The 12,799-nt window shown below is 40.6% G+C and carries 14 protein-coding genes; 11 read left to right on the top strand and 3 right to left on the bottom strand.

Going from position 1 to position 12,799, the window contains the following annotated elements; translation table 11 throughout:
* On the top strand, window positions 1–301 hold a 301-nt coding region (locus tag ACM0OP_RS11355; RefSeq protein ID WP_414528509.1), incomplete at its 5' end, for a hypothetical protein.
* A gap of 108 nt (window positions 302–409) precedes the next feature.
* Here ACM0OP_RS11355 and ACM0OP_RS11350 read toward each other — a convergent pair.
* Window positions 410–1,441: an NAD(P)/FAD-dependent oxidoreductase gene (locus tag ACM0OP_RS11350; protein ID WP_414528508.1), complete on the bottom strand. Its 1,032-nt coding sequence runs from the start codon at window positions 1,439–1,441 to the stop codon at window positions 410–412.
* Between the two features lie 118 nt (window positions 1,442–1,559).
* Here ACM0OP_RS11350 and ACM0OP_RS11345 point away from each other — a divergent pair, with 118 nt between their 5' ends.
* The 10 genes from ACM0OP_RS11345 (at window position 1,560) to ACM0OP_RS11300 (ending at window position 9,083) form a co-directional block, all read left to right on the top strand.
* On the top strand, window positions 1,560–2,402 hold the full coding sequence (locus ACM0OP_RS11345) for a YaaW family protein (RefSeq protein WP_414528507.1): 843 nt from the start codon (window positions 1,560–1,562) through the stop codon (window positions 2,400–2,402).
* Window positions 2,399–3,700, top strand: a complete 1,302-nt coding sequence (locus tag ACM0OP_RS11340; protein WP_414528506.1) for an O-antigen ligase family protein — start codon at window positions 2,399–2,401, stop codon at window positions 3,698–3,700. The genes ACM0OP_RS11345 and ACM0OP_RS11340 overlap by 4 nt, the downstream gene beginning before the upstream one ends.
* Before the next feature lie 408 nt (window positions 3,701–4,108).
* Entirely contained in the window at window positions 4,109–4,633 is a 525-nt protein-coding gene (locus tag ACM0OP_RS11335; protein ID WP_414528505.1) for a Ycf51 family protein, read from the top strand.
* Between the two features lie 327 nt (window positions 4,634–4,960).
* Window positions 4,961–6,151: an iron-containing alcohol dehydrogenase family protein gene (locus ACM0OP_RS11330; RefSeq protein ID WP_414528504.1), complete on the top strand. Its 1,191-nt coding sequence runs from the start codon at window positions 4,961–4,963 to the stop codon at window positions 6,149–6,151.
* Entirely contained in the window at window positions 6,148–7,359 is a 1,212-nt protein-coding gene (locus ACM0OP_RS11325; protein WP_414528503.1) for an aspartate aminotransferase, read from the top strand. Before ACM0OP_RS11330 ends, ACM0OP_RS11325 begins: the two co-directional genes overlap by 4 nt.
* Window positions 7,360–7,387: 28 nt before the next feature.
* The gene (locus ACM0OP_RS11320) at window positions 7,388–7,732 is read left to right on the top strand and encodes an ArsR/SmtB family transcription factor (protein ID WP_414528513.1); all 345 of its coding nucleotides are present in this window, start codon (window positions 7,388–7,390) and stop codon (window positions 7,730–7,732) included.
* 110 nt (window positions 7,733–7,842) lie between these two features.
* Complete coding sequence (locus tag ACM0OP_RS11315; protein WP_414528502.1) at window positions 7,843–8,082, top strand: hypothetical protein; 240 nt, start codon at window positions 7,843–7,845, stop codon at window positions 8,080–8,082.
* Complete coding sequence (locus ACM0OP_RS11310; RefSeq protein WP_414528501.1) at window positions 8,079–8,345, top strand: type II toxin-antitoxin system RelE family toxin; 267 nt, start codon at window positions 8,079–8,081, stop codon at window positions 8,343–8,345. The genes ACM0OP_RS11315 and ACM0OP_RS11310 overlap by 4 nt, the downstream gene beginning before the upstream one ends.
* A 115-nt stretch (window positions 8,346–8,460) precedes the next feature.
* Window positions 8,461–8,751 carry a nucleotidyltransferase family protein gene (locus tag ACM0OP_RS11305; protein WP_414528500.1) on the top strand — a complete coding sequence of 97 codons (291 nt, stop codon included), beginning with the start codon at window positions 8,461–8,463 and terminating at the stop codon, window positions 8,749–8,751.
* The gene (locus ACM0OP_RS11300; protein WP_414528499.1) at window positions 8,748–9,083 is read left to right on the top strand and encodes a HepT-like ribonuclease domain-containing protein; all 336 of its coding nucleotides are present in this window, start codon (window positions 8,748–8,750) and stop codon (window positions 9,081–9,083) included. The genes ACM0OP_RS11305 and ACM0OP_RS11300 overlap by 4 nt, the downstream gene beginning before the upstream one ends.
* Before the next feature lie 328 nt (window positions 9,084–9,411).
* On the opposite strand, the gene ACM0OP_RS11295 is transcribed toward ACM0OP_RS11300, so the two are convergent.
* The gene (locus ACM0OP_RS11295; RefSeq protein ID WP_414528498.1) at window positions 9,412–11,253 is read right to left on the bottom strand and encodes a tetratricopeptide repeat protein; all 1,842 of its coding nucleotides are present in this window, start codon (window positions 11,251–11,253) and stop codon (window positions 9,412–9,414) included.
* On the bottom strand, window positions 11,210–12,556 hold the full coding sequence (locus ACM0OP_RS11290) for a P-loop NTPase fold protein (RefSeq protein WP_414528497.1): 1,347 nt from the start codon (window positions 12,554–12,556) through the stop codon (window positions 11,210–11,212). The genes ACM0OP_RS11295 and ACM0OP_RS11290 overlap by 44 nt, the downstream gene beginning before the upstream one ends.
* Window positions 12,557–12,799: the final 243 nt, after the last annotated feature.

The raw sequence follows: 12,799 nt of genomic DNA, 5'->3' as shown, positions 1-12,799 counted from the left end.
AACTACTATACCTGAATATGTAAAGTTTTGTAACGAGATTCAACATTTCTGGGTATCAAGCTATATTCAAGAATCATTTTCTTTTGTTTGTGTTGAAATAGATGATAAAGAAAAGCGATTATCAATCGAGTCAAAAATAATTTCTTGTATCTCATTATGTCAATTTTGTTGTCCTTCTAACAATTGGTTAGGTCTATATTCACCCAAAGAAAAAATTAGACAAAGTGGACTTTGGCAGGTTAACGAACTGTACAAGAATCCTCTGACAGACAATGAGCTAAATTGGCTAGAGACTTTATAAAGTTTACTATTTAACAAGTAAGTTGACCCCTTTAATAAAGTTTATTTATGCTTAAAAAATATTCCTAAGCATTAACGATGAGCTAAATAACCCCAGCGATAGATGAAATTATTCGCTAAATAATTTGAGAACATTCATATTAGGTACAGGTAGTTGGCGCAGGGAATGATTAATTTCCTCAGATGCAGCCAGTCCAGAAATCATTGCGTCTTCGGCGAGATAGCCACCACACCAATCACCACAACAGACTAAAGGTATGGTAGAACTGGCGGATAATACTGGATTTGTCCAGGGACTACTGGGAAAGGCGTAACGCCAGCGATGTACTTGCATCCAATCTGGTGTTTCTAGCCAAGGAAGCGCTAAACTTCGGGCTGCTTGTTGCAAGATATCTTTTGCTACTGGTTCTAAATCTGGGGTTTCTAAGTGCTGTTGGGCAAATTTAGCGCTACTTTGCAAGACAAATACAGGTTGCTGAGGGTGGGGACGTTTGCTGCTATCTAAGCCAATCCATCCTAGAACAGGATGATCTGTAAATTTTCGGTCTGTCCAATCTGGTAAGGGTTGGGATGTGGCGGGATATCCGGCGATCGCACTAATAGAAGGATGAAATTCTACAGAACTCAAATTATCGATAAATTCTCTACCTAATATAGCTTCCCCCAATGGTGCTAACAGTGTCAATGCTTGGGGGGCGGGAATGGCTAAAATTAAGGCTTTCGCTGTGAATTGTGCGTTACTCTCCAGAGTCAGACACCAACTATTTTCAGGTGTGGGGTGAATAGCTGTCACCCGTTGATTGAGTTGGATTTGTAAACCTGCGGAGAGAAATTTAGCGATCGCATTCATTCCCTGTGGTGCAATATAACGGGGTGCTGAGTCTGGTTGATGGGGATTTTTCCAGACTTCTAAAATCTGGCGATCGCACAATAACTGTACCAAATTTCCGAATAATTCACCTTGAGGCTTTAAATAACACGCCCCATGATCCGCCCAAGTTCCATATAATCGGCGTGTAGCCAATCTTCCCCCCAAACCACGGGATTTTTCCACAACTAACACCGAATATCCAGCTTGAGTTAATTGTTGGGCGCAGATTAAACCCGCCATTCCAGCGCCAACTATTACAATATCAGTCATAATTTGTTCGTGTTATTAGGGATAGGGGAGTGGGGAGAAGTTGGTAACTTTCCAATGACTAATGACCGCTAATAGTAGAATAAACTACATAAAGGCTGCACGAAGGGAGGAAAAGAAATTGGATGAGCTGAGGGCGGCGCTGGAACTAGCAACAGAAGAGGAATTGCAAGACTTAACCGCAATTCTGTTTAGTCGCAAATTTAATCCCCTAGATTATGTTCATACACCTGAACCGATAGAGGTTCAAAGCCAAAATCATCAAGCTTGGTTAGATACATTAGAAAATCGATTTCGGTTTTTAGCAGCAGATGGGATGACGGTATTACGGGGACGTACAACTCAGGTAACTTACCGCCAAGCATTAATTCAAGTCTGTAAGTATCTGAAAATTCCTTATTCTAATGAACTGACAACCGTTGATTTAGAAGCTGAGTTATTTTTACATCTATTAGGACAGGTGTGGAAAAAATTACCCGAAGATGAGAAACAAAAATTAAATCAGCAGGTGCAACGTCAACTGTCCCAGTCAGACTTAAAACAACCACTACCATTGTTATTGCAGCGTGATCCTTTGGGATTACTGGTTAAAGGTGGTAGCGCTTTAGCTGTTACTTCCATTCTTCAGCCCTTGGTGTTACAACAAATAGCCCGACAATTTGCCATTCATTTTGCTAAATATCAAGTAGCTCAACAGACGGCAATTGCTGGTTCTCAAGCTGCTGCTAACCAATTTAAAGGCTATGTAGCTCTACAAATGGCGCGACGGGGTATGACGATGAATGCGGCTCGTTATGGGGCTGTTCGTAGTGTGTTTAGCTTTATTGGGCCGGTGATGTGGACTTGGTTTTTTGCAGATTTAGGATGGCGAGCAATTTCCACTAACTATGGTCGGATTATCCCTACCATATTTGCTTTAGCACAAATTCGTCTCACTCGTGCGGAATATTGGGAGCCAGCTTGAAGTTAGCTTTTTATCATCCCCATTCTGCCTTACAAACCCCTTGGAATGTTACCCAAATTGCACTTTTGATTTTTCCCTTGAGTCCGTTTTTGGGGGGCGTGAGTATACTTTTGGCAGCATTAAGAACTTGCCAACTAGAATATAACCGTGTTAGCCACAGTCCCATAAACCGGGGATTGGCTTTGTTAAGTATATTATTAATCATTAGTTGTAGCCTTGCCGATGATAAAACACAGGCTTTTTTAGGCTTGTTTAATTTGTTACCATTTTTTGTACTGTTTGCTGGACTCAGCACCCTAATTCAGACAACAGCCCAATTGCGGCAAATCGCCCTAATTTTCGTCATTGGTTCAGTACCAGTGGTAATTCTGGGCTTTGGGCAAATGTTTTGGGGTTGGAGTTTTGAGTTACAGGTTTTGTGGATGGTATTAGATTTAGGACTCGCCTCAGGAGGAGAACCACCGGGACGCATGGCTGCTATTTTCATGCACGCCAATCTGTTTGCGGCTTATTTGGCGATCGCCTTCACCCTGGGAATAGCCTTGTGCTTGGAAAAATGGCGATCAAAGTCGAAAATTCCCACAATTTTGTTAACGGTATCAGTAATTACGAGCTTTGCTGCTTTAATTTTAACTGACTCACGTAATGGATGGGCGATCGCCGTCGTGGCCTGTTTAGCTTATGCCCTTTACCAAAGCTGGTATATTATTATTGCTGCTGTTGCCAGTGTAATCTCTAGCGTTCTGTTAGCAGCTTTTGCCCCATCACCCATTGCAGAAACATTTCGCCGCATTGTTCCGGCTTACTTTTGGGCGCGGTTAAACGATCAAATGTATCCAGATAGACCAGTAGCTTTAATGCGAACCACCCAATGGGAATTTGCTTGGTCTTTAACTCAGCAGCGACCCTGGACAGGTTGGGGTTTACGCAGCTTCGGCGACCTCTACAAAGCCCAAATGCAGATTGATTTAGGTCATCCCCACAACTTATTTTTAATGCTATCGGCTGAAACTGGTTTACCCAGCGCACTTTTATTTTTCGGCTGTCTGGCCTGGATATCGTTTGGAGGTGTGCAATTGTTGCGGAAGCCAAACTATTTATACAAAAAAGATAAATTGATATTTTTCAGTTATCTTGTTGTGATTTTACAATGGGCGATATTCAATACAGTAGATGTAAGTTTATTTGACTTCCGCCTAAATACAATTTCCTGGTTGTTCTTTGCTGCTGTTTGGGGCGTTGTATATAGTAGTTCTCGCTTTAATCGGTACGGTGAAGACTTGATTGACCACAGATAAACACCGAATTGGGAAAGTTGATCAGGACTTACGCAAAATTATGAAAAAACGAACCACAAAGGACACAAAGGACACGAAGGTAAGAGGGTTTCAAAGAGTTCTTGCGTAAGTCCAAAAACTATCGCAGCAGTGATGTACGCGATCGCCATCATGGGAGAAGCCATCAAAAGATTATCAGATAAATTTCGGAGTCAGCATTCCCATTTACCTGATAGCAGAAAATTGATCTAAAGCAGGGAGTTAATTATGCTTGAATTGAATCAGGTGAGCGATCGCCAGCAATTACTTTTAGCTGAACTTAACCGCTATATAGATTTGTTAAGGGATTTTTACTGATATTATTTGGTTCAACTCGCTAAAATGGGTGTGTCCGTCATTTAAGAAAATACACCTAAATAACCCATCTGTATGCTTACAACAGCTGACTTTCTTCAGTATGCCCAATGGTCGGGTATTGCCACACTAGTATTCGCTGCGATCGCAGCCCTGGCTTTTATACTCAAATGGGGTATCCGCTTTCGGCTGGTAGGTACAACTGGCTTTATGCTGGTGCTGACTGCGGGTTTATTTTCTCTCTCCTTGGTTCCCTTGAGTCGCACTGCCATTCCAGGAGCAGTCAAATATACTCTAGTTTATGATAATGCTTCTACACAAACCGTAATTGCGACATCACCGACGGTTTCCCCCGACCAATTAGAAGCCACTTTACTACAAGCAGCTAGTAATCTCTATTCTTTCGGTCGTTTAGGCACAAGAGGCGATAATCAACTGACTATTCGCGCCCGTACCATTATTCATCCCGAACCAGGTGTTTCTGTCCCGCTTTACTTGGGTCAAATCAAGCGCACATTAGCTAGTCGTGAAGATACGGATATGGACATTGAAGTTTATTTGGAAAAATTCGATCAACTACCTAATTCTGCGGCTTCCTAGTCATCAATGACCTCAGATGAGGTTTTTTCCAGAATCAACGGGGAGACATTAACTATACTTTTGATCTCCTCGTTTGTGTTAATAAAATTACACATATTTGTTGTATTGCACTATACAATAGTTACGAATTTTAGATTAAAATAATACTTATTAATCCTTAATTCTGGGAGTTCAGAGTTGGAGAGACATGGGCATAAATCAAAGCCAATGGAAACAAAAATTCCTAGACATAAGTTTAAAATTTGATGACTGCAAGGCGCACACTCGTGACTTATAGTCATGCGAGGTTCAATCACAATTATCAAGGTTTTGGCAAACTAGATTTATATGCCCAATCAATTCTCTACTACAACTGTGTCTACTCAAACCTCTAGCTCGTTATTTACACTAACGGTAGCTCCAGCTAAAATAATTCGTGGTTCTGGCGTGTTGTCAGCAGCAGCAGCAGAAATTAGCCGTTTGGGAAACCGTCCGTTGATGATTGCAGGTAAATCCACCCAGGCGAACGCCCAAAAAAATTTACAACCAATTTTAGCTAAATTAAATTGCCAGACAGCCCAGGCTGACTATGGTGTAGATTGCTGCGAAGCTAGTTTAGAGGCTTTAAGGAACACAGCCCAAGAACATCAAGCTGATGTGATTATTGGTATCGGTGGCGGTAAGGCTTTGGATACAGCAAAATTAGTCGCTGACCAATTGCAGTTACCAGTGGTGACAATTCCCACCTCAGCAGCTACCTGTGCGGCTTGGACTGCCCTTTCAAATGTCTATTCTGAGTCCGGGGCGTTTCTCTATGATGTGGCGTTGTCTCGCTGTCCTGACTTATTAATCCTTGACTATGATTTAATTGAAACTGCACCAAAACATACCTTAGTCGCAGGAATTGGGGATGCGATCGCCAAATGGTATGAAGCATCAGTTAGCAGTGGTAATTCGCAACAAACATTAATTATCTCCGCAGTCCAACAAGCGCGAGTTTTACGAGATATCTTATTGCAAAAGTCAGCTACCGCCCTGAAAGAACCAGGTAGTGAAGCTTGGCGAGAAGTTGTAGATGCTACCGTATTACTGGCTGGGGTAATTGGGGGATTGGGAGGGGCGCAGTGTCGCACCGTAGCCGCCCATGCTGTACATAATGGCTTAACTCACATTTCCGGACACAGCAGTATCCACGGTGAAAAAGTCGCCTACGGTATTTTGGTGCAACTGCGTTTAGAAGAAATGTTACAAAGCAATCAACTAGCGGCATCAGCCCGGCAACAATTATTAAAGTTCTACGCAGAGATTGGACTACCACAAAATTTAAGTGATTTAGGATTGGGCAACATTACATTAAGCGAGTTACAAACAGCTGCGGAAATTGCTTTAGATCCTAATTCTGACATCCATCGACTACCATTTAAAGTTGCCCTAGAACAGTTAATGGCGGCGATGATTTCTACCACTGCACCAACAGACAGTAGAGAAGCAACAAATCGTGTTTCCACTAGGGGAATAAGTGAAGAGGTTTCGGAATGAGCTTGAATTGGATTACCCCCGCAGAACGTATACAACAGCTACCGCCTTATGTATTTGCCCGTCTAGACGAATTGAAGGCCAAGGCGCGAGAACAAGGACTAGATTTAATTGATTTGGGCATGGGAAACCCTGATGGGGCGACACCACAGCCTGTAGTAGAGGCAGCGATCGCGGCGTTGCAAAATCCCGCCAATCACGGTTATCCGCCCTTTGAAGGGACTGCTAGTTTTCGCCGTGCCATCACTAATTGGTACAATCGCCGTTATGGTGTAGTCCTTGATCCCGATAGTGAGGCTTTACCTTTACTGGGTTCTAAAGAAGGATTAACTCATTTGGCGATCGCCTATATTAATCCTGGTGATGTCGTTCTGGTTCCTTCTCCCGCCTATCCCGCCCATTTTCGCGGGCCATTAATTGCTGGGGGGAAAATTCATAGCCTGATTCTCAAACCGGAAAATAACTGGTTAATAGATTTAGCAGCTATTCCCGATGCAGTTGCGGAACAAGCCAAAATTCTCTATTTCAACTATCCCAGTAATCCCACCGCCGCCACCGCCCCCCGGGAATTTTTTGAAGAAATCGTGGCTTTTGCGCGTAAATATGAAATTCTCCTAGTCCATGATTTATGTTACGCCGAATTAGCCTTTGATGGTTATCAACCCACCAGCTTGTTAGAAATTCCCGGTGCGAAAGAAATTGGTGTAGAATTTCACACCTTATCAAAAACCTATAATATGGCTGGTTGGCGTGTGGGGTTTGTCGTGGGGAACCGCCATGTAATTCAAGGCTTACGCACCCTCAAAACCAACTTGGATTATGGCATTTTTGCAGCCTTGCAAACCGCAGCCGAAACCGCATTGCAACTACCAGATGTGTATTTGCATGAAGTTCAACAACGCTACCGTACCCGCCGCGATTTTCTCATAGAAGGTTTAGGAAAATTAGGTTGGGATATTCCCAAAACCAACGCCACAATGTATCTGTGGGTGAAATGTCCCGTGGGTATCGGTTCTACTGATTTTGCCTTAGATGTATTGCAGCAAACAGGCGTTGTTGTCACCCCTGGGAATGCCTTTGGGGTTGCAGGTGAGGGCTATGTGCGGATAAGTTTAATTGCAGATTGCGATCGCTTGGGTGAAGTTCTGCATAGATTTAAACAAGCTGGTATTCGCTATCAACCCGAAACCGTAGCCTCTGGTTCACAATAAAGATAGAAATCCTGAAAAAATGTCACTGATGCCCACCTCCTCTGCTACCAATTCTCATTTAATTGCTGCTGGCTTTCATGCTCTTTCTGATCCCATTAGGATTGGTGTACTGGAACTGTTACGAAAGCAAGAACAATGTGTGTGTGACTTGTGCGATGCTTTGGGGGTGAGTCAGTCAAAACTATCTTTTCACCTCAAAAATCTCAAAGAAGCCCGCTTAGTGAACGCCCGTCAAGAAGGACGCTGGATTTATTACAGTCTCCATGTGTCTCAATTCGCTGTTTTAGAACAATATCTAGCTGATTATCGCCGCATAAGCCAAATAGCTCCCGCCCGTTGTTGTGATATGGAAGCGAATAGTGAACAGAAGTAAATAGGCTGGGTAGGGAGAATTAACCGTATAACCAAAGGTTTTCAGCAGCTGGTGAATTTCTCTCTGTCTGGTCGAATTGTCCACATATTTGCAATAAAAGAGGTCTAGAAATGAAAACTGAAAATGAACGTGAACAATTAATTAAAGAGATTAACATACTATTAAATCAGACTTATGACTGTACTTTAGATGAGATTTATGCACTACTTCAAACAATCGAAGAACAAGAGGAAGAAGAAGATTTAAAAGTATATGAAAAAGCAAAAAAAGAAGCTAAATTTGATAATTCAGTGTTATGGGAAGAAGCTAAAAAAGAACTAGAAACAGGAATAAACAAGGAAGTTGCGTGAGTTATAAAGTTGAAATATTAAGGGGTGCATTGAAGCAACTTAAAAAAATTCCGTCAGAACTTCAAGAACGTATAAAAATTAAGATTGATGATTTAGCTACAGAACCACGTCCAAATGGGGTTAAAAAGCTAAAAGGTAAAGAAAATGCTTATAGAATTAGAGTCGGTGACTATCACGTTATCTACGACATTTTCGACGATCTTCTAGTGGTGAGTGTTGTGGAACTCGGACATCGTAAAAATATTTATAAAGATGAAAGTTGAGAAGCAAGAAATACTAGAGCGATCGCAACTCCAAAAAATTACAAAATGCGTAGACGCAACGCGGCTTGTCGTTAGACATCGCATTGATAATTGACCTACATATTTGTATTAAGTTATGAATATCTATGAAATTTTGGCAGCCAAACGGGAAGAAATTTTGCAAATAGCAACAAAATATGGAGCATATAATATCAGAATTTTTGGCTCAGTAGCCCGTGGTGAAGCTGATGTTAACAGCGATGTTGATTTTTTAGTTGAAATGGAGACAGGACGTAGCCTTTTTGATTTGGGTGGATTATTGATGGAGTTACAAGAAATACTGGGTTGTGAAGTCGATATCGTCACAGAAAAGGGATTGCGATCGCGCATTCGAGAGCGAGTATTAAATGAGGCAATTCCGTTGTGAGGGATAATAGTGAAAAGTTACGTGATATTTTAGAAGCTATAGAACGGATAAATAAATATGCAGTTCAAGGTCGGAAAGCTTTTGCAGAAAACGAACTAATTCAAACTTGGTTTATTCAACACCTACAAATTATTGGAGAAGCATCACGTGTATTGTCTGCCGATATTCGTGAGGCGAATCCAGATGTTCCTTGGTCACAAATGATTGGGATGCGAAACATTTTAACTCATAACTATTTTGAAATCGATTTAGATGTTGTTTGGTTGGTGATTAAACGGGAATTGCCAAACCTTAAACCTCAAATTGAAGCAATTTTACAAACATTATCTTGAACATTAAATAGACGAAAGACTAACGTCGCTTAAGCTTCGTATTTATAATTTAATTATATATATAGGACTCCTATTTGATTTTTGAAAAAAGTCCGTACACATTATTCTTCTTTCCCTGTTCCCTGTTCCCTAACTCTACGAGTAATTTCAGCAATCAAACCGGATTCCTATATAAGTCATAGTTTCCAACTTATCTCATTAAACCTTGAAAACCCGCTTGTACAAAATGCTGATCAAAAGTCAATGCTTGAGAGAAAGATTTAAGGATAACGTGAGAGCGATCGCACCTCCACAAAACTCAAAACGCGATTGATCGCACATTCCGCAACTACTCCGGTAAACTCTCTAAAATCTCCCGAGTCACCTTAGCCATATATTCATCCTGATATTCAACATATATCTCGAATGCTGTCTGCAAATTAGCCTTAGCTTCTGTGTAATTCTCCTCTGCTTGTGCCAGCAATCCTAATTGTCCGTAAGTGCTAGCACACTCATAGCGAGCTTCCGAAGGAAGAGCTTCGCTAGCGCCAAATTCGGTAAAGATATCCAGGGCTTGTTGATAATAATCTCGTGCTTGGTCATATTCACGCAAATATTGGGCAACTCTTCCTAACTGGTGGTAAGTCCCAGCACACTCATAGCGAGCGCCAAATTCGATTTTGATATCCAGTGCTTGTTGATAATAATCTCGTGCTTGGTTGTATTTCCGTAAATATTGGGCAACTATTCCTAACTGGTGGTAAGTCCTAGCACACTCATAGCGAGCGCCAAACTCGATTTTGATATCCAGTGCTTGTTGATAATAATCTCGTGCTTGGTTGTATTTCCGTAACTCTTCGGTAACTCTTCCTAACTGGTGGTAAGTCCCAGCACACTCATAGCGAGCGCCAAATTCGAGATATATTTCCAGGGCTTGTTGATAATAATCCCGTGCTTGGTCGTATTCCCGCAAATATTGGGCAACTATTCCTAACTGGTGGTAAGTCCTAGCACAAGAATAGAGATCGCCAAATTCGATTTTGATATCCAGGGCTTGTTGATAATAATCTCGTGCTTGGTTGTATTTCCGCAACTGTTCGGCAACGATTCCCAAGTTGTGGTAAGTCCCAGCACAAGAATAGAGATCGCCAAATTCGAGATATATTTCCAGGACTTGTTGATAATAATCCCGTGCTTGGTGAAACTGTCGCATATCCAGAGAGACATTACCTAAATAAAACCAGGAATTGGCGACAGCAGGACGATCTTCCTGCTTTTTGGCAATATCTAAAGCTTGTTGATGATAGCTATTTGCAGATTCAAACTGTCGTTGCTGCTGATAGCTTTTACCTAACTGATTAATAACTTCAATTTCTAAGGAATAATCAGGAAATTTTTTGGTAATTTCCCAAGCTTTTTCTAAATATTCTCTGGCTTGGATTGGTTTGCGCTGGCTTAAATATGCTTTGCCCAATTCATTTAAAATATTACAGCAATTGCGAAGATGTTCTAGGCTGGGTATTTCTCCAGTTGGGTTATATTCCATCAACAAGCTATGTAATAAATCGATACGTTCTTGTTGTTCTGGTGTTGGTAAGCGTTCTATATTTGTGTCCGCATTTAGGGTATTGGCAATTGCTCTATGTCTAGTCAATTCTGTTGTTTTAAAGCGAAATAAACCAGACTTCCAAGCCCAAAAATCAGGCGCAAATTTTGCCAACCGCGAAATCGCATAATCTGGTAAAATAAATAAAAGTGGATGGGGTACGCTTTGACGATAGGAATCACGGACAAAGTTTAAATCCTGTAAAACTGGTGGATAATCGCCAAAGACACCAATGGATTTTTCTAAATACCGAATTAATAAAACAAGTTTTTTATCTTTTTCTGTGGTAATTTTGGCTAACTGCTGCACCAATTCATCCCGCAGAAAGCGCAAATTCTGATCAGGAAAATCTAAAACCACAAATTGGATTTCTTGACATTGATCATTCTGTCGTAACCCAGCAATTAACAAGTCTATATCGGGAGGAAAGTTAATTTCAATAAAACCTAACGTAAATTTTTCTGCAAAATCGACAAATGTCACCAATTCAGCAAACTCATCTTGATTATAGGCAATGAATTTACCTATTTCGGCTGGAAGTTCACTGTTGCTGTGCTGATTGGAGAGCTTGTTGGAAGAACTCATTTCGCTTCACCACCGGATTTGGATAATTCCATCGTTTATCACCGTTATATTCCAACACAGAAGTATTAAATAACATTAATTGTCCAATTTCATCTTTACTAACATTTTTAGTTAAACAAACCTGCGCCAAATGAGCGTAATGTTCTTCAGGAATAAACCGCTCAAAACTAAATTGTTGTTGTTTAACTGCATAATCTATATCTTCGGAGATAATTTTTTTATGTTTTCGGGTACTCGCCGTTTGACACGCAGAGCGCATCATTTGCATTAACTGACGCACGTGTCCACCACTTGCTTTTGCTAAGTCTAATAATTCCTTACGGCTCTCGAAAATTGCATCAATATCAACTCGCTTTTCAATTACACTTGCTATTACATCTAAGCCCATCTGATTATATTTTAAATCACATTGATGCCGCTCAAATTCATAAATATTAATCATCGGCACAATATGAGGATCAACATCAAATTGATTGAGGTAATTTTTTGGCGAACAAAGAACTGAAATCGGCACTGTATAAATAATTGTACAATTTAATTCCTGCATCTGAGCCGCATAATCAAAGAACAAATGTTCTGCTACTACAGGAGGAACCCGATCCAAATTATCGAAGATAATTAATAAACCTTTACATTCAGGAAATTTTTGGCGCAGTTTTGTGTAAGCATCGCTTAATAACAGATTAGTATCAGATTTGAGGCGAGATAAATCTTTTTCTAGAGTTTGCCTAATAGTTGTCTTTTGCTTGTCGGAGCCTTTAATTTGAGCCAACAATTTAACCATTAGTTTGGCGAGAAATGGCGCTGTAGGGCTGAGAGTTGCTTCTGCTTCGAGGTTGACTGATTTTTCAACACTTTGCTCGTTTTCTTGAGTAATTTCTTTAAACCAGGATTCAAAACTTTTTAATAGCTTTTCATTAAAACTCAAACCTAATTTTCGTAATTCAAATTCAACTTGTTTAATTACAATTAAATATAAATCTGTATACCGGGCATCATTAATATCTGTCTCTTCATTGGCTTCTAAATAAATAACCCGATAATTGTTTTCCCAAAGACTTTGAATTTTTTTTAACTCCGTACTCTTACCACAACCGCGATGACCTGTAAATAAAATTGTTGTAAAATCACCTGCATCTTGAAAATCCAAAATTGTACTAACATTATCAATAGCCGAAGTTTTCCGCACCCCCGACATATCGACATAATACCTTTCCATTTCTGCTGGTTCAAGCGGCTCAACATTACAAGCCAAAAAAGCCGATTTAAGAGTATTGGCACGCTGAAAACTTGACTGAGACATTTTATTAGAAATATAGAAATCACCAGCTCCTAAATTTTAAGCGATCGCCCCTCAAATTTAGCAAGTACAGTTATACATGATGATCAGATTTCCTCGCAGTTAGCGATAATAGCGGCGATTTCTAATCGCCAGGGCTTGGTGCAAGATATCAGGTTGGGTTGTTCGCGTCAGCTAACCTTGGCTGCTATTACCAATTATAAGCCGTCCTGATACATCAATTTTTATTGATGAGTTTTTCTGTAC

It is taken from the genome of Nodularia chucula CCY0103, from assembly GCF_963923915.1.
Lineage (GTDB): Bacteria > Cyanobacteriota > Cyanobacteriia > Cyanobacteriales > Nostocaceae > Nodularia > Nodularia chucula.
Note: the sequence above shows the minus strand (reverse complement) of the source record. Positions and strands in the feature narration are given on the sequence as shown.